Below are 22,311 nucleotides of genomic sequence, written 5' to 3'. Positions count from 1 at the left end.
CGGCCGGCCCCGGGGGGACTACTCGAACGCGGCGTTCTTGAAGCGATAGATGTCGGTGGCGAGATACTCGACGCCGTGCAGGGCGGCGTCATGCGCCGTCACCTGGACATAGCTGTAGAGCGGCACCCACGGGGCATCCTTCATGATCAGCTCCTGCACCTGGGCCGCCAGCTGCATGCGCCTGGACTGGTCGATCTCCTGGGCGATCTGGGCGCGCAGCGCATCGACCTCGGCATTCTTGTAGAACATGGTGTTCCAGCCGTTCGGCGGCACGTTGGCGCTGTCGAACACGGTGTTGAGGATCTGCGAGATGTCGGCGGTGCCGGTCTCCCAGCCGAGCAGGTACAGCGCGGTGTCGTTCTCGCCGGCCGGCTTGCGCAGCACGGACAGGTAGGTCGACCAGTCGATGACCTCGACATTGGCGGTAATGCCGACCGCGGCCAGTTGCGCCTGGACGCCGATCACCGTCTCGCGGTCCATGTAGTAGCGGCCCTGCGGCGTGCGGATGGTGGTGGTGAAGCCGTTGGGATGGCCCGCCTCGGCCAGCAGCTGGCGGGCGCGATCGGGGTCGTAGCTGTAGAGGTTCTGCGGGGCATAGCCGATCACCGTCGAGGCGATGATGGAATCGGCGGGCACGCCGACGCCGCGCAGGATGCCGGAGACGATCGCCTGCCGGTCGACGGCGAAGTTCAGCGCCTGGCGCACCAGCACGTTGTCGAACGGAGGCTGTGCCGTGTTGATGCCGATGTGGCCGAGGCGCGTGTTGGAACGCTCGATGAGCTCGATGCCGTCGGTGTTGCGCAGCCGGTCGACCTCGAAGCCGGGCACGTCGACGATGATGTCGGCCTCGCCGGTCTCGAGCATCGTGAGCCGCGTCGTCGCTTCCGGCACGGTGATGAAATTGACCGCCTCGACCTTGGGCGCCTCGCCCCAGTAGGCGTCATTGCGGACCACGCGCACGCTCTGCTCGGCGACGTGGGAGTCGTACTTGAACGGGCCGGTGCCGACCGGATTCCAGCCGAGCTGATCGCCGAACTTCTCGATCGAGGCGGCCGACAGCACGGAAGCGGAATCGAGCGCCAGCGCACGCAGCAGCGTGCCCGACGGCGCCGCCGTCACGATCTGCACGGTGTGGTCGTCGACTGCCGTGATCTGCTTGATCTCGCGCAGGTCGTTGGCGCGGCCCATGCCGGCGCTGGGGTTGATGATGCGGCTGATGGAGGCGACCACGTCCTGGGCGGTGAGCGGCGAGCCGTCATGGAAGCTAACGCCCTGGCGCAGATGGAAGGTCCAGGTGAGGTTGTCACCGGACACCTCCCAGCGTTCGGCCAGCAGCGGCTCGATCTCGGCGGTCTCGGCGTTCATCTGCACGAGCGTTTCCATGATCTGGACGCGCACGCTCTGGGCCTGGGTGCCGGCGGCGACGCCGGGATCAAGGGTCAGGATGGGGGCGCCGAGCGCGAAGTCGATCACCGCGTCCTGCTGCGCGGCAGCAGGCAGGGCGAAGACGCTGGCCAGCAGGGCTGCTCCCAACAGCCGCCTGGAAATGCTATGGAAATTCATCTGGTGGTTCCCTCTCTTCAGATTGATCAGACGGTGAACGGGACCGCGCCGTCAGGCGTGACGTAGTACCCGTCCTCGCAGGCGATTATCTTGTCGTCGATCGGCCATACGAACTCGGTGCAGCCGAGCATGCCGGCGTGCAGCGTCCCGGCGAAACCGGGCAGGAAGTGGACGGTGGCCAGCGTCTGGCGCTGCAGGGTGTGGCCGCAGTCGCGGGTATAGCCGTCGATGCTCATGTCGGCGTGCAGCAGGCCGCAAGCCTTGAGCTCGTCGGCCATGGGCCGCAGCACCTCGATGCCGACGGCATGGATTTCGCTGCCGCTCATGCCCGGCTTGATGGCCGGGATGAGGGCGTCGACCAGCAGCGCCCGCAGCTTGTCGTGAGCCGCCTGCAAGGCCGGGTCGGGCGACATCGAGCGCGCGATGTCCGAGCAGCCGCGCACCACGCCGGTGCTGTCGGTGACGAGCAGCCCCATGTCGAACTTGATCGTCTCGTCGCCGGCGCTGATGGGATAGCGCCCGGCCATGGCCGGCAGCAGCGTGCGCGCGCCGGGGTGGATGATGTCGAAATAGGGCAGGACGCGCCCCTGCATGCCGACGTCCTGCGCGAAGGCGGCGACGCCCTGGTGGAACACGGCGGCGACGTCGGTTTCCAGCAGCGCCGAGCACGACGCCGTGCGCAGCAGGAACGCCTTGGCGTACTCGAAGCCGGCCAGCACGGCATTGGCGGCGACGATGAAATAGACGAGGTCGGTGCCGGCCCGCTCGTCGAAGAAGCGGCGCAGGGCGTGGGTGCCGTCGGCGAGGTCGAGCCCGGCCGCCTGCAGGCGCTGGAAGCTCCCCGCCGGCAGGTGGCCCTTCTCGAAGCCGACCCGCCCCGAGGCCGCGGCAGCGAGCGCAGCGCCCAGGTTCGCCGCCGCGCCGGCCGGCACAAAGCCAGACTGCACGATCGGCCGCTCCGAGATCACCAGGATGTCGTCGACACCCGGGCGGTACAAGCAGGTCAGGCCGAGGTCGGCGATGAGCCCGCCCGGCAGCCCGGTGAACATTTCGGCGTTGAACGGCGCGCTGACCAGCAGGGCGTCAAGGCCGGCGGCGGCGAGCTGGCGGTCGAGCACGGCGAAGCCGAGCGGCTCGGCGCGCATCGCCTCGGCCAGCACGGCGCCGAAGCGCAGGGTCGAGACGAACGCATCGAGCCGCGGCACGTCGGCATCGCGGGTCTGCCGCCACACCGCCTCGAGGGCGGCGGCGGAACGCGTGTACAGATGCACGGGCACTTCGGGCGCCTGCCCGAACAGCGTCACCGGCCGCGCCGCGGCCAGCGCCTCGAAACGAGCGACGGGCATCGTCGCCTCGATCTCGAGCGGCCCCTCGCCGGCGGCGGCCAGCACCGCATCGACGAAGCCCGGCGCCTTGAAGTCCGGCCCCTGGTTCCAGTCGAAATAGCGCCCGGCGGTGCTGAACGGCACCTCCCGCCTGGCGGCGGCGTGCGCGCCGGCATCGGCCGCCCCGACGACGACGTGCGGCCGGCCGTCCCGTGCGACGACGACGGGAAAGACGCTGAGTTCGCTGTCCTTGAAGATCTGCGGAAAGGTGAGTTCGCGCACATAGTCGACCCCGAGCAGCGCGGTCACGTGTTCTTTGGACGCGAAGATCTTCGTCGCCATCGGGCAATACTCTCCATCTGTGGAGATGCACTGATCTCCACACCAGTTCTTCTGAATTTGAGACCGGCGCCCGGCCGGCCCGGAATGTGGCTGCGCCCCACCGTTTCACCCTTGGAGGCGCGCCGATGATCCTTGCATCGGGTCAAATATCGTGTCAATAGTCGGTATCTCATTCCCAACTATTGGGATCGTTGCAGATGCCGGTTTTGCCACAGGGTTGCCGTCGCCGCTGAAAGCGTGTTTTATTTCAGCATGTTACATAGGCACCGCAGAGATTTGGGGAGGATGAGGTGAGCCTGGTGGTTTCAAAGGCGATACGGCTGATCGACCTGGTCGCGGAGGGCGTCGACAACCTCGCCGACATTTCGGAAGCCTCGGAAATGTCGCGCAGCACCACGCATCGCCTGCTCGCCACGCTGGTCGAGCACAACTATCTGAAGCTGGAAGCCAAGCGCTATACGCTCGGCTACCGGCTGCTCGAACTGGGCGAACAGAAGAAGCGAAGTCTCAGTTTCGTCAACGCCATGCACGAAGTGCTGGCGCGCTATGCCCAGCTGACGTCGGACACCATCCACCTCGCCATCCTCGACGGCAAGGACATGCTGCTGGTCGACCGCGTCCCCGGCAGTCGGCAGCTGCAGATCAACTCCTTCGTCGGCCAGCGGGCCGCCGCCTGCATGACCGCGGTCGGCAAGGTGCTCATCGGCCAGACCGACGCACGCGGTTGGCCGGGTTACCTCGTGCCGCTGCGCCGCGATTATCCGAAGACGCCGGCACAGCTGCTCGAGGAATTCCGCACGGCGCAGCTCGAGAACTATGCGGTCGACTACAACGAATGCGACATCGGCACCTGCGGCGTGGCCTCGAGCTTCCGCGTCAACGAGCGCCTGCTGGCGGCCGTCTCCATCAACGGGGCGACGGCCTATTTCCCCGGGACCCGTCTCGAGGAGATGGCCGACATGACCCTGCGCATGGCCGGGGAACTGGCCGAAATCGCCAGCCAACTGCCGGCCGGCCAGGGCCTCAGCGACATTGGCACGGCGGCCGACGCGCTGCCGCGAGCGCTGCGCACAACCTCGATGTGACGGGCGCATGAACGCACGCATCGCCAGACTCGATGCCGTGAACCGGCGCATCCTGGAAACGCTGCAGCTCAATGCCGCGATGACCAACCAGCAACTGGCCGAGGCCGTCAACCTGTCCGCCAGCGCCTGCCACAGCCGGGTGCAGGCGCTGGAGCGGGCAGGGATCATCCGCCGCTATATCGCCGACCTCGACGTCAACAAGCTCCCCTCGAGCCTCAGCGCCTTCATCGAGGTGTCGCTGGACAGCCACCACGCCGCCGATTTCGCCGCCTTCGACGCCATCGTCGCCGGCATTCCCGCCATCGTGTGGAGCTACAAGATCAGCGGCCCCGCCGACTACATGCTGCTGGCCATCGTCAGGGACATGGGCGCGCTGCGCCGGCTCACCGACGACCTCATCGAGTGCTCGGGCGCCATCGCCAAGCTCACCACCATCCCGGTGCTCGAGCGCCTCAAGAGCTTTGCCGGCATCCCCGTCGAAGCGCTGTTCAGCTCTGCCGGGGCAGACGAATGATCTGCAGTTCTGCGGCATCGCCGGGGGATTTTCGGCGGCGCCGGCCCCCCATTTCGAAAGCACATTCCGCTGCCCTTGCCGCATCATGGCGCGGCAACGAACGAGCGGAAGGAGGTGCGACATGGTGGTATTCGTCGGCGTAGGCGATCTCAAGGCGCTGGTGCAGGCCAAGGGGCTGGACGTGGTGCTGCCCGAGCTCGTGGGCTATCTGGAGCACGATTTCCGGCGCTGGGACGCCTTCGACAAGGTGGCGCGCCTGGCCAGCCATTCCGACATCGGCGTGATCGAACTCATGCCGACCTCGGACGGCCAGCTCTATGCGTTCAAATTCGTCAACGGCCACCCGATCAACCCGAGCACCGGGCACCTGACGGTCACGGCTTTCGGCGCCCTTGCCGACGTGCGCACCGGCTATCCCCTGCTGATCAGCGAAATGACCCTGCTCACGGCGCTACGCACGGCCGCTACCTCGGCGCTGGCGGCGCGGGCGCTGGCCCGCCCCGATTCGCGCCGCATGGCGCTGATCGGCACCGGCGCGCAGTCGGAGTTCCAGGCCCACGCCTTCAGGGCCCTGCTCGGCATCGAGACGCTCAGCATCTACGACGTGGACGGGGCGGCGATGGACAAGTTCGTCGCCAACATGGCCGGCAGCGGCCTCGTCATCGAACGAGCCGGGTCGGCGGCGCAGGCGGCGCGCGGCGCCGACATCGTGACCACGGTCACCGCCGACAAGGCCAACGCCACCATCCTCGAGCTGGCCGACATCGCACCCGGCACCCATCTCAATGCCGTGGGCGGCGACTGCCCCGGCAAGACCGAGCTGGCCGCCGACATCCTGACGGCCGGCCGGGTATTCGTCGAGTTCACCGCGCAGAGCCGCATCGAGGGCGAGATCCAGCAGATGCCGGCGGACTTCCCCGTCACCGAGCTGTGGCAGGTGCTGACCGCCGCCGCGCCCGGCCGCGCGGCGCGCGACGACATCACCGTGTTCGATTCGGTCGGCTTCGCCATCGAGGACTTCTCGGCCCTGCGCTACCTGCTCGACAGCCTGCCGGGGCGGCGGCGCAGCCTCGACCTCGTGCCGGAGCTCGACGATCCCAAGGACCTGTTCGGCGCGCTGGCGGCGAGGCAGGCACCGGCCCTGGTCGCCTGAGACCGGCCGCCCCGGCAGGGTCGCTCGCCCCCCCTGCCGGGGGGCGCCCCTTGCGGTGCAGGAGCCTTCTGCCCTTTGCTGTGGTGGAATAGGCTGTCACACGCGCACCGTTCACGGGGGTAAGGCTGGCAACATGGCGACGACGACGAAGGCCGCGGGCGGCTCTCACCTGACACTCCACCAGTTGCGGGTCGTATGGGCGATCGCGCATGCCGAAACGGTCAGCCGGGCGGCCAAGCAGCTCGGGCTGTCGCAGCCGTCGCTGTCCCAGCAGGTGGCCAAGCTCGAGGCGAGCATCGGGCAGAAGGTGTTCGACCGCGGCGCCGGCCGCATGACGCCCACCGAGATCGGCAGCTTCATCGTCGAGCGCGCCGAACAGGTGATGCGGGAGGTGCAGGAACTCGAGGACGGGCTGGGCAGCTTCGCCGGCGGCACCCGCACCATCGGCATCGCGGGGATCAGCTCGCCGGTGCGGACCCTGCTCCCGCTCGCCCTGCGCCGCTTCCGCGAGAGCCACCCGCAGGTCATGTTCGACGTGCAGGAAAGCAGCCCCGGCGACGTGCTCGCCATGCTCTACGCCCGGCGGGCCAATATCGGCATCGTGGCGGCGAGTTCCATCGCCCAGGCCGGCATGAGCTTCGTGCAGATGCCGCTGCTCGACGATCCCTACGTCCTCGTCGTGCCCGAGGGGCTTGATCTCGACGGCGTCGGCTCAGAGGACGAGCTCGACGCGGCCCAGCGGGCGACCCTCAACAGCGTCATCCACTTCATCTACGGCACGCAGCACCAGAAGCGCATCGAGGAGTGGTACGAAACCGCGCTCGGCCGGCATCGCGTCGTCGCCCGGTGCCGCAGCTTCGAAGGCGCCGTGGCGATGGTGCGCGCCGGGCTCGGCGTCTGCCTCGCCCCGGCCCTGTCCTGCCACGCCGGCGATGCCGTGCTGGCCGGCATCCGGCTCTACGACGTCGCGCTTGGCGACCGCCGGCCGCTGGTGGCGCTGGTGCCTTCGCAATATCGCCATCTCGCGCCCTATCCGGAACTGATCGAGACGCTGCAGGAGGTCGCCCGCCTGCACGTGCGGCCGCATGTCGGCCCGCTGCCGCCGCTCTTTGCTGCGCGCGACCCGGGAGCCTGACTTCTCCGCGCCCCCTGACCACGCTCCAGAAGAGGAGCCTATAGGCACTATTCGACACGGCATTGCCGATCCGCGCTAGGCTGGCCCCATTGGGCAACGAGGATGGCCCGCGGGCCGTGCGTGCGACGTGATCATACTCTATCGCCTCGGCTTTCTGGCCTTGCTGCTGGCCGGCTGGACTGCAGCTTCCGAGCTCATCTCCCGCAATCTGGTGCCGACGCCCCTCGCCACCCTTGCGGCCGCGCAGCGGCTGTTCGCGGAGGGCCGGCTGTGGGTGGCCATCGGCGACAGCCTGACCGTCTACGGCCTCGGCTTCGGCCTCGCGGCCGCGGTGGCCATCCCCATCGGCGTCGCCATGGGCACCATAAGGCCGCTGGGCAAGATGCTCGACATCTACGTCAACGCCCTGGCGGCGACGCCGCGCGTCGCCTTCATCCCGCTGATCATCGTGCTGCTCGGCCTCGGCGTGCAGGCCAAGGTGTTCATCGTCTTCCTCGGCGCCGCCATGCCGATCCTGCTCAACACCTATGCCGGCGTGCTCGCCGCCGACGACGAACTGGCCGAGATGGCGCGCTCGCTGGGCACCAGCCGCCGGCGCATCTTCACCCGCATCACCATCCCGAGCGCGGTTCCCTTCATCGTCGTCGGGCTGCGCATCGGGGCGACGATCGGGCTCATCAACACCGTCGTCGCCGAGCTGTACACCGCCGTGCGCGGCCTCGGCGGGCTCCTCGCCATCTATGGCAACACGTTCCGCATGGCCGAGTACTTCGTCATCGTGCTGATCCTGGCCACGGTCGGCATCGTCGTCACCGAACTGCTTCACCACGTGCAGCGCCGCCTCGAGCGCTGGCGCGGCGAAGCGGCGAACTGAGCTTCCAACAAACTCCGGGAGGAACCGACCATGAAACTGTTACGCCTCGTGCTGCCCGCGCTCGCGGCCTGCCTGCTCGCCTCGCCGCTGGCCGCGGCGCCGTTCCGGCTGATCCTGACGCATCTGGAGCCGCCGCTGGTCCCCAACTCGGTCATGGATCTGGCCCTCGAGAAGGGCTATTTCGGCGCCGAAGGCGTCGACGTCGAGTTCGTCCGCGTCGAGCAGACGCCGTCGGCGCTGCAGGCACTGGCCGCCGGCGAAGGCGAGATGGCCAATGTCAGCGTCGACGGCCTGCTGCTGCTCGTCGCGCAGGGCGCCACCGACCTCAAGGCGGTGGTCTCGCCCAACAAGTCGCTGCCCTACGTCATCGTCGCCAAGGACGACATCCGCTCCGTGGCCGAGCTCGCCGGGCGCAAGTTCGGCGTCGGCCGCGTCGGCAGCCTCGACCATTCGCTGTCGATGAAGGTGCTCGCCAGCGAGGGCCTCGACACCGACTCGCTGGAGGTGCTGGCCATCGGCCAGCCCGGCGTGCGGGCCCAGGCGCTGGTCGCGGGACAGATCGATGCGACGACCATGTCGATCGGCGTGTGGATGTCGATCCCCGACAAGACCGGCTATCACATCCTCATCGACCAGGCGCCGTATTACGCGGCCGCCCCGGTCATCAACAAGGTGAACGTCGTCACCCAGAAGGTGCTCGACGAGCGCCGGCCCGAGGTCGAGGGCGTGATCCGCGCCCTGATCAAGATCTCGCGCGACTTCGCGGCCGACCCCGATGCCTGGGCGGCGGCGATGGTGCCCTATGCGCCGAACACCGACGAAGCCGGGCTGCAGTCCCTGGCCGCCACCTTCGCTGGCAGCTGGAGCGTCAATGGCGGCATGAACCGCAACGACCTGCAATATACCCAGGACTGGCTCTACTCGACCGAGGACTTCGCCGGCGTGGCGCCGGTGACCCTCGATCAGTGGGTGGACTTCGGTCCGGTTGACGCCGTGCTCGCCGATGTGGGTACAGTGGAGGGAGACGCCGCCGCCCGCTGAGGCATGCCGATTCCGACGGGAGGGAAGATTTACGCAGCAGTCATCTTCCCCGGCCGGCGCCATCGCTCTCGAGGGCGTCTCGATGTCGTTCCGCTCGGCGCGGCTGCGCCAGGAGATCGTCGCCCTGCGTGACATCGACCTCGCCGTGCCCGAGGGGCTTTTCGTGAGCCTGCTCGGGCCGTCGGGATGCGGCAAGACCACGCTGCTGCGGCTCGTCGACGGATTGCTCGAGCCGCAGCAGGGCACGGTGCGGGTGCACGGGCAGCCCCCCCGCCCCGGCCCGGCGATGGGCTTCGTCTTCCAGTCCTTCCGCCTCATCCCCTGGCTCACGGTCCAGGCCAATGTCGAGTTTCCGCTGGGCGAGCAGGGGCTGACCCGTTCGGCACGCGCGGCCCTGGCGCTGGAGCAGTTGGAGACGGTCGGGCTGGCGCGCTTCAAGGACGCCTACCCCAACGAGCTGTCGGGCGGGATGAAGCAGCGCGTCGCGCTGGCGCGCGCCCTGGTCACCAAGCCCCGCGTGCTGCTCATGGACGAACCGTTTGCCAGCATCGACGCGCAGACCCGCGAGCTGATGCAGATGGAGCTGATGCGCATCTGGAGCCAGCGACGGGCGACCGTGCTGTTCGTCACGCACAGCGTCGACGAGGCCATCGTCCTGTCGGACCGGATCGTCCTGATGGGGCCGCGGCCGGGCCGGATCGTCGAGACGGTGGACGTCGACCTCGAGCGGCCGCGCTGGGCCTACGACGCCCGCGCCGACGCTCGCTACATCAGGCTGCGCGCCCATCTTTCCGCGCGGATGCGCGAACTGGTGCTGTCCGACCCGCTATCGGATTTCTACCGCCCCGACGACGGGCAGCAGCAGTAGGAGCACCCCCGGACGGGGCCACCACGCGGCCGCGGGCCGCGGACAAAGCGGGCCGGTTGGCCGGCCGCCAGACCCTCGCCAAAAGTTGCATGTCAGGGCTCCTGCGTCCTGTTGACGCACCGCAATTCGGGGCCCTATAGTGACTATAACGATTGCCTGCACTGCTCGGAACGACTTGGTCCAGTGGCGGAAATGCCATTGGGCGAGAGCGCCGGACGCAAGACAATTCAACGAGTTGGTCACAATAGTTGAGGAGGAGGCAACTCATGAAGAGTAGTCAGAGACTGACAGCGATCGTGGCGATCGCCGCAACGTCCATTTCGCTGCTGGCGGTACAGGCCGCGACGGCGCAGGACAACCCGACCGACGCTCTGACGCCGGTCACGGACGAGATGCTGCTCAACCCGCCGGACGGCGACTGGCTGATGTGGCGGCGCACCTATAATGGCTGGGGCTACAGCCCGCTCGACCAGATCAACAAGGAGAATGTCGGCAAGCTACAGCTTGCCTGGGCCTGGGGCCTGACGCCGGGCGGACGGTCGCAGGAGACGCCGCTCGTCCATGACGGGATCATGTACGTCCAGAACTCCACCCACCTGATCCAGGCCCTCAATGCGGCCACCGGCGAGCTGATCTGGGAATACCAGTACGAACTCCCGGACGGCGTGAACCCCAGCGGCGAGCGCTCCAAGGCGATCTACGAGGACAAGCTGTTCATTGCGACCCGCGATGCCCACCTGATCGCGCTCGACGCCAAGACCGGCCAGCTGATCTGGGACAAGCAGGTCGCCGACCACAAGAAGGGCTTCGCCTTCTCCAGCGGACCGCTGGTCGCCAATGGCGTCCTCATCCAGGGCATGACCTCGTGCAGCAACGCCCAGCCGGGTGGCTGCTTCTTCACCGGGCATGACCCGGATACGGGCGCCGAACTGTGGCGCGTCCATACCATCGCCCGCGGCGATACCCCCGAGGGCAACAGCTGGAACGGCCTACCCGTGGACAACCGCTACGGTGCATCGGCCTGGATCACCGGCTCCTACGATCCCGACCAGAACCTGTTCTTCGCCGGCGTCGGCCAGCCCTATCCGTGGAACGTCGAGATCGCCGGCCTGACGCCGCCGAGTTCGGATCCGGGCGTCACCAACGAGGCCCTGTATACCAACTCGACCCTGGCCATCGACCCGAACTCGGGCGAGCTCAAGTGGTACCACCAGTACCTGCCCACCGACTCCCTCGACCTCGACTACGTCTACGAGCGCCTGCTCGTCGACCTGCCGGTCAAGGGCGAGATGCGCAAGCAGGTGGTGACCACCGGCAAGATCGGCATCATCGAATCGCTCGACCGCACAACCGGCGAATGGCTGTGGGCCAAGGAAACGGCGCCGCAGAACGTCGTGCTCTCGATCGATCCGCAAACCGGCAAGAAGGAGATCAACCCGGAGGTCATCCCGGTGATCGGCGAGACCACCTTCAACTGCCCGGCCGACCCGGGTGCCAAGGCCTGGCAGGCCACGGCCTACAGCCCGCGCACCGAGACGCTGTACCTGCCGACGGTCGAGTTCTGCTCCAACACGACGGTCAACCCGCTCGACCCGGGCCAGATCTACACCGGCGGCGGCCTGCAGACCTACTCGCGCGTGCCGCATCCGGACAGCGACGGCAATATCGGCCAGGTCCGCGCCATCAAGCTGACCGACCAGTCGGAGGTGTGGCAGTACCGGCAGCGTGCGCCGGTCACCAGCTCGACCCTGCCGACCGCGGGCGGCGTGGTGTTCGTCGGCACTCTCGACCGGCACCTGCTGGCGATGGACGACGAGACCGGGGAGGTGCTGTGGAAGAGCCCGACCCTCTCCAACTCGCTGGAGTCGTTCCCGATCACCTATGAGGCCGGCGGCAAGCAGTATGTTGCGATCACCGCCAGCTGGGCCTCCGGGCTCGGCCGCCTGGCATCGTTGACCCCGGAAATCAAGCTGCCGCCGGACAACCCTGCCACCGTGTACGTCTTCGCGCTTCCCGACTGATCGCTGGCGCATCGCGAACCCGGCCCGGGCGGACCTGGACTCCTCCAGTCCGCCCGGAGTCTTTGTGAGGTCTGACCATGTCCCCTGCGTTCACCTTGCCGCGTCTGGCCAACCTGCTCACGGCGCTGGCGCTGGCCCTGCTGATGGCGGCGCTATGGCAGGGCCCGGTTGCGGCGCAGGCGGAGCCGGAATTCTTCGACCAGCCCTTCGCCCCCGGCCAGTGGAACATCGGGCGGCGCCTCGACCAGTCCGAACTGCGCTATTGCGTGGACCAGCGCGACCCCGACTGGGAAGTCGCGGGCGCCGTCGCCGACGCCATCGCTGCGGCGCTGCTGCTCGAGCCGCGGCGCTACGTGGTCGAAAGCGACCTCGCCCTCGAGGACATCACCAAGGTCTACGAGGTCATGCTCAAGCACTGCGACGCGCATATGGGCTTCAAGCTGATCCCCGAGGGATACGCCAACTGGGTGACCCTGAGCCGCGCCTATTACGACGCCCAGTATGTATTCGTGACCACCGAGGCCGGGCCGGGCCGGCTCGCCGACCTGGCGGCAGGGCGCCCGATCGGGGCGACCATCGGCACCTCGGCGCATATCCGGCTGGCCTCCTACCTGTCCGGCCTGCCTGCCGAGAAGCGCTGGCCGGTGTACCCCATGGGCAATGACGAACTCGCACTCGAGGCGCTCGTGGCCGGCAAGGTCGACGTCGCGCTCGTCTGGGCCCCGGCGCTGTGGGCGAGGCAGCGCGCGGAGCCCGCCTATGCCGGCATCCACGCCATCGATCCGGCGCCGCTGCCGCCCACCACCCTGGGTGTCGGCGCGCTGCTGCTGGCCGACCAGGTGTTCCTGCGCACCGCCATCGACCAGGCGATCGCGGCGCTGAGCGCCGACGGCACCTTCGCGCAGATCTACAAGCGCTTCGATTTCCCGGCGACCCCGGCCCCGTGATGGCAGACCCCGCCCCCGCTCCGGCCGCGCCCGCCATCCGCGTCGACGGCGTCAGCAAGCGCTATGGTCGCACGCTCGCGCTCGACAATGTCAGCTTCGACGTGGGCGAACGGGAGATGTTCGCCCTGCTCGGCCCCAACGGCGCCGGCAAGACGACGCTGCTGCACATCCTGTGCTCCATCCTGCGCCCCGACAGCGGCGTGGCGCTGATCGGCGGCGTCGACGTGGCGAAGCACCCCCTCGCCGCCCGCCAGCTTCTCGGCATCGTCTTCCAGGAGCCGAGCCTCGACGACCGGCTGACGGTGAAGGAGAACCTCGATCTGCACGGCCTCGTCTTCGGCGTGCCGCGGCGGCTGCGGCGCCAGCGCATCGGCGAGATGCTGGCGCTGGTCGAGCTCGCCGACTGGGCGGACAAGCCGGTGCGCTCGCTGTCTTCTGGCATGAAGCGGCGGCTTGAGATCGCCCGCGCGCTGATCCACGATTCGAGGATCCTGCTGCTCGACGAGCCGACGGTCGGGCTCGACGCGCAGACGCGCGAGCGCATCTGGAGCCATGTGCGCCAGTTGCGGGCGGAGCGCGACATCACCGTGCTGGTGACCACCCACTACATCGAAGAGGTGGAGCATTGCGACCGCGTCTGCATCATCGACGGCGGCAAGGTGCTGGCGCTCGATACCCCGGAGGCGCTCAAGCAGGCCCACGGACAGACGCTGCTCCGCCTGTCGCCGGCCAGCGCTGCCGATGGCGAGGCGATCGCCCGGCGCTTCGCCGACCGGCTGACGGGGACGCCGGGCACGGAGCTGACGCTGGTCAGCGATGACGCGCTGGTGGCCGCGGTGCTCGCCGAATTCGGCACCCGAATCAAGACGCTCAGCATCGAGGTGCCGAGCCTCGAGACGGTGTTCCTGTCGTTGACCGGACATGAATTGCGCAATCGGGCGGCGGATCCGCGCGAGCAGACCCGTGCCTTCGGCCGGCGGGGAGGCGAGCACACGCGATGAACGGGGCTGGGGCAAGGCAACGGCGTTCGGCGCTGATGGTGCAGCTCGGCGGGCTCTACGGCCTGTGGCTCAGGGAGGTGAAGCGCGCCTTCCGCGATCGCGGCCAGCTGATCGGCGGCGTCAGCCGGCCGATCCTGTGGGTGCTCATCCTGGGGATCGGCCTCAATCCCTATTTCCGCGGCGAGGTCTACGGGGCGGCGACCTTCGTCGTGCCCTTCACCTACCTGCAGTTCATCTTCCCCGCCGTCATCGCCCTCAACATCATGTTCACCTCCGTGCAGTCCGCCGTCTCGGTGATCTGGGATCGCGAATTCGGCTTCCTGCGCGAGGTGCTGGTGTCGCCGCTGTCGCGCACGACGGTGCTGCTGGGCAAGGTCCTGGGCGGCACCACCGTGGCCGTGCTGCACGGATGCCTGGTGCTGATCCTCGCGCGCTTTGCCGACGTGCCGCTCACCCTGCCCGACGTCCTCAAGGCCGTGGGACTGATGGCGCTGCTCGCCTTCGCGCTCACCTCGCTGGGGGTGGTGATCGCCAACCGCATCCGCAGCTTCGAGGGGTTCGGCATCTTCTCCAACGCGGTGATCCTGCCGCTCTATTTCACCTCGAGCTCGATCTTCCCGCTCGACCCGGCGCTGACCCGGGCGCAGACGCGCATCGTCTACCCCGAATGGCTGGTCACCCTCGTCGAGTACAACCCGCTGACCTACGCGGTCGATGCCCTGCGCGGCACGCTGATCGACTACTACCAGTTCGCGCCGTGGATGGGGATCGCGGTCATGGCGGGGGCGGCGGTGGTGCTGTTCGGCATCGCGCTCTACGACTTCCACCGCACGTGAGGCGACCATCGTGACCCGGGCTGCCATGCGCGATGTCCTGAGCTTCGTGGCGGTGGTGGCGCTGCTCGTCGCGGTCAGCGTGCTGCCGCCGGACACCTCCCTCAGCGAGGTCGAGAAATCGGCGTCGCTCAAGGCGTGCGTGCCACCGGTCTATCCGCCGCTGGTGACCGGCGACGCGGCCCTGCCGGGGCTCGACATCGAGCTGCTCGGCGCCGTGGCGCAGCGCCTCGGGCTGGCCCTCGTCGTCAATGAGAACCCGGCCATCGGTCGCGATTTCAACCCGCGCAACTGGCGGCTCAGCCGCGGGCAATGCCACGTCATCGCCGGCGGTGTGGTCGATTCCGTACAGACCCGCTCCTTCCTCGACGTCAGCCCGCCCTATGCCGAAACCGGCTGGGCCGTCGTCTCGCCGGCCCCGATCGCGGACCTCGCGGGCAAGACGGTCGGCGTGCTGACGCTGGTCTCCGGCCTCGACCGCATCGGCCTCGCCAGCGTACTGCGCGCCCGGGGGGCTGTGGCGCGCGTGGTGCCGACGCCCGACATGCTGGCGGCCGGCATTGCCGACGGCACGTTCGCCGCGGGGGTGACCGAGGCCATGCTGGCGCGCAAACTCGCCGACGAGCACGGCTGGACGGTCGCCTGGGCGCCGGACCTCGCCCACTACCGGCTGGTCTTCGGGCTGTGGAAGGGCGACGTCACGCTCAAGCATGCCATCGCCCGCGCCTTTGCCGGGCTGTCGGCGGACGGCACCCTCGCCGCCATTCTCGATCGCTATGGCGGTGTCCCGGTCGCGCCCCGGTGAACCGGCCAGCTAGCGCGCCAGCTCGGGCCCGATGACCAGTGGCGCGACGACGTCGTAGACGGGCAGCAGCACCATCCGGGTGATGCCGAAGGCGGAGGCCAGCAGCAGGCCCCAGCCGACCATCACGCCGGTCAGCGCCGGCAGGCGCACGCCGATGGCGGCCAGCAGGTGGGCGCCGGCCAAAGGCGGCAGCGGCAGGAGCGCGAACAGCGCCATCCACACGCATAGCCGCGCCGTCAGGCGCACGAAAGCCGCCCCCGCGATCCCGGCGGTATAGGGCAGCGTCGTCAGCAGCGGGATCGCCAGCTGCAGGATGAGGTAGCCGAGGGCAAGCAGCGCCGCGCTGCCGGCCAGCACGGCGACCACCAGGCCCCAGGGCCCGATGCGCAGCCCGGCCGCGTCGATCGCCACCGGCCGGCTCCAGCCGAAGCCCGACAGGATGAGCGAGCCCAGGCCGAGGACGTCGACATGCGGGAGCGGCAGCAGCGTCAGCCTGCCGTCATGGGCGGGCCCCTTGTCGCCCAGCAGCACCGCCACCGCCGCGATCGTCGCGCCCTGTACCGTCATCATGAGCAGCCCGGCGAACAGCCGGAGCACCAGCAGCTGGACGGTCAGGTCAGGGCCGCTCACGCGGGTCTCGGCAGGCTGGAACGACCGGGCGCGGCGGCGATCACTTGGTCATGGTGAGGTTGTAGAGCGCGTCGACGTCCGAGGGCAGCGGCGCGCCGGCCGGGTAGCCGTTGCGCTTGAGGATATAGGCCATCATGTCGAGATAGACATTGGCCGAGTAGCGCCCCGGCGAATCGGGCGGCATGGCGGTGCTGATGAAATCGAACAGCACGCCGGCCGGCACGCCGTTGGCGTATTTTTCCTCGAAGCTGGTGCCGCGCAGGGGCGGTCCGCCCAGCAACCCGCCCCGCAGGTCCTCGCCATGGCACTCCACGCAGTACTTGACGAAGCTCTTCTGGCCGCGGTCGGCCTGGTCGGAGGCATAGGTGACCGGCTTTTCGACCACGGTCTCTTCGGCGGCCTGGGCAAGCAGGACGCGGTCGGGGCGGGCCGCCGGGGGCGTCGTGCCGTCAACCACGGGCGGCGCGAAGGCAGACAGGCTGAGCCAGATGCCGGCGACCAGTCCCAGGGCCAGCGCGCCGCGCCCCGCGGGGTGTTGAAAGAAGGGATGCATGAGTTCCTCCAGTTACCGGCCAGTCGCCGCCGAGGAACGGCGTGGCCCTATTTTGTCGCGCAAGCAAGATTCGCGAGCAAGATTACAGTGAAGCCCACGCGGGCGCCGATGGCAAGACCGCTTTCTTCTTTGGGAATGGCAAATGCGCGCCCGGACTCAGTGGACGTGGGGCCTCGTGCCCGGCATGTGCGCTCATCGCCCGGGGATGTCCGGCCGCCGACTTGCGGCCGACGCTACCATCCCCCGGCACGCGCCGAAGCCGATGCTCGAGAAGCCTTCGCGGGTGCAGCGGGCCGAGAGGATCACCAGATCGCCATCCTCCAGAAATCTCCTGGATTCGCCGGACGGCAGGGCTATGGGCTCGCGGCCGCCATGCGTCATCTCCATCAGCGAACCGACACTGTCCGGCGCCGGTCCCGAGATCGTCCCGGTGCCCAGGAGATCGCCGCTGCGGAGGTTGCACCCGCTCACGGTATGATGGGCAACCATCTGCGCCACGGTCCAATACAGATAGGCAGTGTTGGTTGTACTGATGGTGACGGGCGGGGTTCCTGACCCCCGCATGGCCGCGGTCTGCAGGCCGATCGTGACCTCGCAGTCGAGTCCGCCGGAACTCCGGTCTTCCTCGTCGTCAAGATAGGCAAGGGGAGCCGGGTCGCCCGCACCGCGCCGGAAGGCCTGCCGGCGGAACGGCGCCAGGGCCTCGGGGCTGACGATCCAGGGCGAGATCGTGGTCGCGAAGTTCTTGGCGGTGAACGGGCCGAGCGGGCGATACTCCCAGGCCTGAATGTCCCTTGCCGACCAGTCGTTGAGGAGACAATAGCCGCCGACGTGTTCCCTGGCGGCGCCGATCGGGATCGGTTCGCCCATGGGATTGCCGGTGCCGATCACGACGCCGAGTTCCGCTTCGAAGTCGAGTTGGTCCGTTGCAGCATGGACCGGCGCCCGCGCGCCCGACACCGGCAACTGACCGGCAGGGCGGCGCACCGCCGCGCCGTCGACTTGAATCGAGGAGGAGCGGCCGTGATAGGCAATCGGCACGTATTTGTAGTTGCCAAGCAGCGGCTCGTTGGGCCGAAACTGCGCTCCCGCATTCGTCGCGTGGTGGATTCCCGCGTAGAAGTCCGTGTAGTCGCCGATACTGACGGGCAGGTGCATCGTGCATGCGCGGGCCGGTTTGAGCAGGCGCGTCGACATTTGCCTCGCCGCCTGCGATCCGGCGCCATCGACGGCCAGCAGGTCGAAGACCGCGCGCCGCAGGGCCCGGCGCGCTGCGGGGCCGAGCGCGAGGAAGGCGTTCAGGGCCGGCGCGGCGGCTGTGCGGGCGAGGGCGGCAGCGCCGGCGTCCAGGATACCGGCACCGGCCAGTTCGGCCAGATCAAGGATGTCGTCGCCGATGGCCATGCCGCCACGCGGGCCATCCGCGCCACAGCTGAAGACGCCAAGCGGCAGGTTCTGCAGCGGGAAATCGGCGTGGCCATCCGCGCCCGCCACCCAGCTTCGCCGCGTGGCATCATGGGTTTCATCGATCATGCGACAGCCGACGGTGCAAGGGCCTCGATGTCGGTGACGACGTCGATCACGGTGAGCCGAGGCGTGGCCAGCGCCGAGGCCAGCGCCGACTGGAAGTCGACCGCCTTTTCCACGCGGATTCCCCGGGCGCCGATCGCTTCGGCGAGGCCGGCGAAGTCGGTCGGGCGAAACGTCCAGAGGGCCCGTCCCTGTTCGGTCTGCTGACCGCCATAGACGCGGTCAAAGCCACGCTTGGACTGATTGCCGCCGCCATTGTTGTTCACGACAATGACGGCGTTGATGCCCCAGCGCAGCGCCGTCTCGATCTCCGCGACGTGGTACCAGAAGCCGGCGTCGCCCGTAAAACAGATCACGGGGCGATCGGGAGCTGCACATTTCGCCCCGAGGGCGGCGGGGAAGGCCCATCCCAGATGCCCGGCACTGCGCAGATAGCTCTGGCGGTTGCTGCGCAGGTCATACATGCCGCCCATCCACATGCCGGCATGGCCCGTGTCCACCACCATGATCGCGTCCTCGGGCGCATGCCGCGAAAGCTCGCTGCAGATCCGCTCGGGGCGAATGGGCATCGCGTCGCTGCTCAGCAGCGGCCGCATCTCGTCACGCCATTGTGCCGCCAGTTCGCGCACCCGGGCGAGCCAGGTGCCGCGCCGGGGCGCGGTCGAACGATCGGCGCAGGCCAGCATCAGCTCCAGCGCCACCCGCGCATCGGACAACAGGGCCGCGTCGAGCCTGTAGTTGCGCCCAAGGTTTTCCGCTTCGATGTCGATCTGCAGGACGGCCGCGTCCTTCGCCGGCAAGCGCCAGAAGTGGGTGGTCATGCTGCCGGTCTCGCTGCCGATGAAGCAGACGAGGTCGGCTTCCAGCAGCGCCCGGTTTGCCGAGCCTCGCGAATAGGTGCCGCAGACGCCGATCGAGAGAGGGTGCGTTCCTGCGATGGCATCCTTGCCGTTGAGCGAGGTGGCAACGGGAATGGACAGGGCTTCCGCCAGGGCGACAAGCGCCGCTCCCGCCCCCGACGCGCGGACGCCGCCGCCGGCCACGATCACCGGTCGTGCCGCCGCCTGCAGCCGCTCCACCAGTTGGCGCACATCCGCCTCGGACGGTCTGGGCCGATAGGGCGGGATCGCCGACGGCAGCCCGGACACATCGGGGTCGAGGTCGGCTTCCTCCTGGTCCAGCTGGCCCTCGTTGCCGCGAAACTGCAGGTGCACCGGTCCCGGCACCCCGCTCACCGAAACGCGGAAGGCCTGGCGCAGCATGTCGGGAATCCGGGCCACGTCGTCGACCGTGGCATTGAACTTCGTCACCGCCTCGAAGGACGGGACGTCGTCGATCTCCTGGTAGACCTTGCGGAACTTGGTTGCCGGGTCCCGCCCGCCGGTCAGGGCGATGACAGGGGAATGGGCGAGATATGCGTCCCGCAGTCCGGCGGCGAGGTTCATCGCGCCCACGACCTGCGCCATGCAGACACCCGGACGGCCGGCGACGCGTGCATAGCCGTCTGCCATATAGGCAGCCGCCTTTTCGCCATGCGCGTGAATGCGCCTGATGCTGGTGTGCAGCTCCAGTTCGGCCATGGTGCGGCGCAGCACGGCCGGGACCATGAAGATGTCGGTGACGCCGTAGGCGGAAAGCATCTCCGCGAGGGCGCGGGCGCCTGTCATGCGAGTCATGTCTGAATCCGGAGTTGCGGCATGGGGATCGAGTCGGTTTCGCTGGTCGGAAACCGGGCGGCAGCGGCGTCCAGCCGGTTGAGTTCATGCTGCCTGGCACGTTCGCGGCGCCGCAGGCGATAGGCGTAGGCAGGCGGCAGGCTGGCAAAGGGATCGGCGACGCCCAGCGCACCAGCAGCCGCCACCGGCCAGTCCCCGTTCACGAGAAGTTCGCGGGCCAGGGCGATGATGTCGGCATGGCCACCGGCGAGGATGGCTTCGGCATGCGCAGGCGCCGTGATCATCCCGACGGCCACGGTCATCAGGCCGGTCGCCTGCCGGACGGCGCTCGCATAGGGGACGTGGTGCCCCGCGACCCACGGCACGACAGGCATCGTCGAATCGCCGGCGATGCCACCGGAGGAACAGTCCACCACGTCGACTCCGCGCTGCTTGAGCGCGGTGCAGAGTGCCAGCGTGTCCTCCAGCCCCCACCGGCCGCCGCGCCCGTCGACGCTCGAGACGCGAAAGGCCAGGGGGCGGTCGGACGGCCAGACGGCGCGAACCTTTTCCGTGAGTTCGAGGGCGAAGCGCATGCGGCCCGCACGGTCGCCGCCATAGCCGTCGGAGCGCCGGTTGGTTACGGGCGAGAGGAACTGGTGGATCAGGTAGCCGTGGGCACCGTGGATTTCGACCATGTCGAAGCCTGCCTCGAGGCTGCGTCGAGCGGCCTCGACCCATGCGTCCTGAACGGCACGGATGTCGTCGCGATCCATTGTCCGGACGGGCAGGCCGGCATCCTCGGGCGCCGCGCCGCCCGGTGAGAGCGGCACCCACGGTGGACGACCCTCGTCGGCATCGGCCGATGTGAGCCGCCGCCACCGGCCGTCCGGTCCGCGGGTGGTGGAGGCCTTCGCCCCGGAATGGCCAAGCTGGATCGCCGGCACGCCATTCTGGCTGCGGATGAAATCGGTGATGCGGCGATAGGCCGGGATCTGCGCGTCGTCCCACAGGCCGGCGCAGGAATGGGTTTTTCGCCCCCGCGCTTCCACGGCGGTTTCCTCGCCAAAGACGATTCCAGCGCCGCCAATGGCGAGACGTCCCAGATGGACCAGATGCCAATCCGTGGGCGCGCCGCCGGGCGACCTGTATTGGCACATCGGCGATACCATGATGCGATTGCGGGCCGTGACCCCACGCATCTGCAACGGCCGAAACAACAGCGGGAGGGAGGTGTCCATGGGCTCGGCGGGGATGGACTGCATGTGCAACTCCTGTGGCATGGAAGGGCAGCGCACCGGGAGCAGGCGAACCGCGGCCGGCATGGGGGCCGCACCCAGGTATCCTGGGCGCGCCGAAGCGCGCCCAGGACGGCGAATGCCTATTGCACGCCCAGCCTGTTCAGCAGGTCGTCCACCCGCTCCTGCGACAGGTCGGTCTCGGCGGCCATGTAGTTCTCCCCGACGACGGGACATGCGGGCAGGTCGGTGACGACCGCCGACGAGCCGCCGCTGAGCGCACAGTTGATCCGCTGCGACTCCTGCGACAGGAACCAGGCCATGAACACGCGTGCCGCGTTGGGGTTGGGCGCCTTGGCGGCAATGGCCCAGGAATGCTGGGGACCAATGGCCGTCACGTCGGAATGGTCATTCGGGATCGACACGCCGATGGGCGCCTGCTTCTCGATGAAGGGCTGCGCATGCGCGAAGGCGGGCGGAATGACCAGTTCTGCGCCGCCGGCGGCGACTTGCTGCACACCCTGGGTGCCGCCTTCGACCAGCGTGAAGTTTTGCGCCTTCAGCTTTTCGATGTACTCCGGGCCGTAGGTGACATCCATGAGGTCCAGCCACGCCATGTATGAACTCGACGAGCGCGGGTCCACCAGCATGCCCTTGCCGCGATACTCCTCCTTGAGGATGTCCTCCCAAGTCAGCGGAATGTGGTCGCCCTGCACCAGGTCGGTGTTGTAGGCGATCAGCATGATGCCCTGAAGCGTGTTGATGTAGTGCCCCTTCTTCACCCCGTCCGGCCACTCGGCGAGGATGGGAATCTCCTGCTCGGTGAGCGGGGCGAACCAGTCGGGGTTGGCCTCGAGCAGCCTCGTCGCCGACAGGTCGAGCACGTCGGGAACGTGGACGCCGGCCTCGACTTCCTGCACGTAGCGCGTGGTCAGGGGATTGGTGGCGAGGCGCAGCACGTTGACCTCGATGCCGGGGACGGCCGCCCGGAAGCCCTCGACTGCGGCATCCATCACCGGAGCCGCGGAGCTGGCATAGATGACCAGCTGGCCTTCCTGGAGCGCGGCGGCCATGATTTCGGGGCTGACACCGTCGAAGCCCTGCGCGCTCGGACTGATGAATAGAGCTGCAAGAGCGCTAAGCCCGAGCAGTGCATTCTTCGTTCTTGAGAACATGCATTCCTCCTTTTCGATTGTGG

At 68.5% G+C, this 22,311-nt stretch carries 20 protein-coding genes; 12 read left to right on the top strand and 8 right to left on the bottom strand.

All coding sequences use genetic code 11. The features are described 5' to 3' along the window. Positions 1–18: 18 nt before the first annotated feature. Positions 19–1,563, bottom strand: a complete 1,545-nt coding sequence (locus VGD93_RS00365) for an ABC transporter substrate-binding protein (RefSeq protein WP_395008061.1) — start codon at positions 1,561–1,563, stop codon at positions 19–21. A 26-nt stretch (positions 1,564–1,589) separates the two neighbouring features. Further along, positions 1,590–3,230: a M24 family metallopeptidase gene (locus tag VGD93_RS00360; protein WP_395008059.1), complete on the bottom strand. Its 1,641-nt coding sequence runs from the start codon at positions 3,228–3,230 to the stop codon at positions 1,590–1,592. 290 nt (positions 3,231–3,520) lie between these two features. Here VGD93_RS00360 and VGD93_RS00355 point away from each other — a divergent pair, with 290 nt between their 5' ends. The 12 genes from VGD93_RS00355 to VGD93_RS00300 all read left to right on the top strand — a co-directional run bounded on the left by VGD93_RS00355 (position 3,521) and on the right by VGD93_RS00300 (position 15,507). Beyond that, positions 3,521–4,315, top strand: a complete 795-nt coding sequence (locus tag VGD93_RS00355) for an IclR family transcriptional regulator (protein WP_395008057.1) — start codon at positions 3,521–3,523, stop codon at positions 4,313–4,315. A gap of 7 nt (positions 4,316–4,322) precedes the next feature. Beyond that, complete coding sequence (locus tag VGD93_RS00350) at positions 4,323–4,829, top strand: Lrp/AsnC family transcriptional regulator (protein ID WP_395008055.1); 507 nt, start codon at positions 4,323–4,325, stop codon at positions 4,827–4,829. 121 nt (positions 4,830–4,950) lie between these two features. After that, complete coding sequence (locus VGD93_RS00345) at positions 4,951–5,982, top strand: ornithine cyclodeaminase (RefSeq protein ID WP_395008053.1); 1,032 nt, start codon at positions 4,951–4,953, stop codon at positions 5,980–5,982. Positions 5,983–6,115: 133 nt separating this feature from the next. Further along, complete coding sequence (locus VGD93_RS00340; RefSeq protein WP_395008051.1) at positions 6,116–7,117, top strand: LysR family transcriptional regulator; 1,002 nt, start codon at positions 6,116–6,118, stop codon at positions 7,115–7,117. Positions 7,118–7,244: 127 nt separating this feature from the next. Next, the gene (locus VGD93_RS00335; protein WP_395008049.1) at positions 7,245–7,991 is read left to right on the top strand and encodes an ABC transporter permease; all 747 of its coding nucleotides are present in this window, start codon (positions 7,245–7,247) and stop codon (positions 7,989–7,991) included. A gap of 30 nt (positions 7,992–8,021) precedes the next feature. Continuing rightward, the gene (locus VGD93_RS00330) at positions 8,022–9,032 is read left to right on the top strand and encodes an ABC transporter substrate-binding protein (protein ID WP_395008047.1); all 1,011 of its coding nucleotides are present in this window, start codon (positions 8,022–8,024) and stop codon (positions 9,030–9,032) included. An 82-nt stretch (positions 9,033–9,114) separates the two neighbouring features. Further along, positions 9,115–9,900, top strand: a complete 786-nt coding sequence (locus VGD93_RS00325; protein WP_395008045.1) for an ABC transporter ATP-binding protein — start codon at positions 9,115–9,117, stop codon at positions 9,898–9,900. A 266-nt stretch (positions 9,901–10,166) separates the two neighbouring features. After that, positions 10,167–11,921 carry a pyrroloquinoline quinone-dependent dehydrogenase gene (locus VGD93_RS00320; protein WP_395008043.1) on the top strand — a complete coding sequence of 585 codons (1,755 nt, stop codon included), beginning with the start codon at positions 10,167–10,169 and terminating at the stop codon, positions 11,919–11,921. A gap of 77 nt (positions 11,922–11,998) precedes the next feature. Continuing rightward, the gene (locus VGD93_RS00315) at positions 11,999–12,868 is read left to right on the top strand and encodes a substrate-binding periplasmic protein (protein WP_395008041.1); all 870 of its coding nucleotides are present in this window, start codon (positions 11,999–12,001) and stop codon (positions 12,866–12,868) included. Then, positions 12,868–13,869, top strand: coding sequence for an ABC transporter ATP-binding protein (locus VGD93_RS00310; protein WP_395008039.1), 1,002 nt, complete (start codon positions 12,868–12,870; stop codon positions 13,867–13,869). Before VGD93_RS00315 ends, VGD93_RS00310 begins: the two co-directional genes overlap by 1 nt. Then, entirely contained in the window at positions 13,866–14,705 is an 840-nt protein-coding gene (locus VGD93_RS00305; RefSeq protein ID WP_395008037.1) for an ABC transporter permease, read from the top strand. The genes VGD93_RS00310 and VGD93_RS00305 overlap by 4 nt, the downstream gene beginning before the upstream one ends. A gap of 10 nt (positions 14,706–14,715) precedes the next feature. Next, positions 14,716–15,507 carry a substrate-binding periplasmic protein gene (locus VGD93_RS00300; protein ID WP_395008036.1) on the top strand — a complete coding sequence of 264 codons (792 nt, stop codon included), beginning with the start codon at positions 14,716–14,718 and terminating at the stop codon, positions 15,505–15,507. A 9-nt stretch (positions 15,508–15,516) separates the two neighbouring features. Here VGD93_RS00300 and VGD93_RS00295 read toward each other — a convergent pair whose 3' ends face one another. The 6 genes from VGD93_RS00295 to VGD93_RS00270 all read right to left on the bottom strand — a co-directional run bounded on the left by VGD93_RS00295 (position 15,517) and on the right by VGD93_RS00270 (position 22,288). Next, positions 15,517–16,137, bottom strand: coding sequence for a hypothetical protein (locus tag VGD93_RS00295; RefSeq protein ID WP_395008034.1), 621 nt, complete (start codon positions 16,135–16,137; stop codon positions 15,517–15,519). A 40-nt stretch (positions 16,138–16,177) separates the two neighbouring features. Beyond that, complete coding sequence (locus VGD93_RS00290) at positions 16,178–16,690, bottom strand: c-type cytochrome (protein ID WP_395008032.1); 513 nt, start codon at positions 16,688–16,690, stop codon at positions 16,178–16,180. Positions 16,691–16,882: 192 nt separating this feature from the next. Then, positions 16,883–18,223: a fumarylacetoacetase gene (fahA, locus tag VGD93_RS00285; RefSeq protein ID WP_395008030.1), complete on the bottom strand. Its 1,341-nt coding sequence runs from the start codon at positions 18,221–18,223 to the stop codon at positions 16,883–16,885. After that, entirely contained in the window at positions 18,220–19,887 is a 1,668-nt protein-coding gene (locus VGD93_RS00280; protein WP_395008073.1) for a thiamine pyrophosphate-binding protein, read from the bottom strand. The genes fahA and VGD93_RS00280 overlap by 4 nt, the downstream gene beginning before the upstream one ends. A gap of 5 nt (positions 19,888–19,892) precedes the next feature. After that, positions 19,893–21,140, bottom strand: a complete 1,248-nt coding sequence (locus tag VGD93_RS00275; protein WP_395008028.1) for an NADH:flavin oxidoreductase/NADH oxidase — start codon at positions 21,138–21,140, stop codon at positions 19,893–19,895. Between the two features lie 116 nt (positions 21,141–21,256). Then, positions 21,257–22,288, bottom strand: a complete 1,032-nt coding sequence (locus VGD93_RS00270; RefSeq protein ID WP_395008026.1) for an ABC transporter substrate-binding protein — start codon at positions 22,286–22,288, stop codon at positions 21,257–21,259. Positions 22,289–22,311 lie beyond the last annotated feature (23 nt).

Source organism: Devosia sp. (assembly GCF_036406155.1).
GTDB lineage: Bacteria > Pseudomonadota > Alphaproteobacteria > Rhizobiales > Devosiaceae > Devosia_A.
This window is presented reverse-complemented; position numbering and strand designations above follow the sequence as displayed.

Excerpts from the sequence above, each read along its gene's own strand:
- VGD93_RS00315 (WP_395008041.1), top strand. The coding sequence starts at position 11,999 with ATGTCCCCTGCGTTCACCTTGCCGCGTCTGGCCAACCTGCTCACGGCG.
- VGD93_RS00365 (WP_395008061.1), bottom strand. The coding sequence starts at position 1,563 with ATGAATTTCCATAGCATTTCCAGGCGGCTGTTGGGAGCAGCCCTGCTG.
- VGD93_RS00270 (WP_395008026.1), bottom strand. The coding sequence starts at position 22,288 with ATGTTCTCAAGAACGAAGAATGCACTGCTCGGGCTTAGCGCTCTTGCA.
- VGD93_RS00275 (WP_395008028.1), bottom strand. The coding sequence starts at position 21,140 with ATGCAGTCCATCCCCGCCGAGCCCATGGACACCTCCCTCCCGCTGTTG.
- VGD93_RS00330 (WP_395008047.1), top strand. The coding sequence starts at position 8,022 with ATGAAACTGTTACGCCTCGTGCTGCCCGCGCTCGCGGCCTGCCTGCTC.
- VGD93_RS00325 (WP_395008045.1), top strand. The coding sequence starts at position 9,115 with ATGTCGTTCCGCTCGGCGCGGCTGCGCCAGGAGATCGTCGCCCTGCGT.
- VGD93_RS00290 (WP_395008032.1), bottom strand. The coding sequence starts at position 16,690 with ATGCATCCCTTCTTTCAACACCCCGCGGGGCGCGGCGCGCTGGCCCTG.
- VGD93_RS00280 (WP_395008073.1), bottom strand. The coding sequence starts at position 19,887 with ATGACAGGCGCCCGCGCCCTCGCGGAGATGCTTTCCGCCTACGGCGTC.
- VGD93_RS00310 (WP_395008039.1), top strand. The coding sequence starts at position 12,868 with ATGGCAGACCCCGCCCCCGCTCCGGCCGCGCCCGCCATCCGCGTCGAC.
- VGD93_RS00340 (WP_395008051.1), top strand. The coding sequence starts at position 6,116 with ATGGCGACGACGACGAAGGCCGCGGGCGGCTCTCACCTGACACTCCAC.
- VGD93_RS00305 (WP_395008037.1), top strand. The coding sequence starts at position 13,866 with ATGAACGGGGCTGGGGCAAGGCAACGGCGTTCGGCGCTGATGGTGCAG.
- VGD93_RS00345 (WP_395008053.1), top strand. The coding sequence starts at position 4,951 with ATGGTGGTATTCGTCGGCGTAGGCGATCTCAAGGCGCTGGTGCAGGCC.
- fahA (WP_395008030.1), bottom strand. The coding sequence starts at position 18,223 with ATGATCGATGAAACCCATGATGCCACGCGGCGAAGCTGGGTGGCGGGC.
- VGD93_RS00350 (WP_395008055.1), top strand. The coding sequence starts at position 4,323 with ATGAACGCACGCATCGCCAGACTCGATGCCGTGAACCGGCGCATCCTG.
- VGD93_RS00320 (WP_395008043.1), top strand. The coding sequence starts at position 10,167 with ATGAAGAGTAGTCAGAGACTGACAGCGATCGTGGCGATCGCCGCAACG.
- VGD93_RS00360 (WP_395008059.1), bottom strand. The coding sequence starts at position 3,230 with ATGGCGACGAAGATCTTCGCGTCCAAAGAACACGTGACCGCGCTGCTC.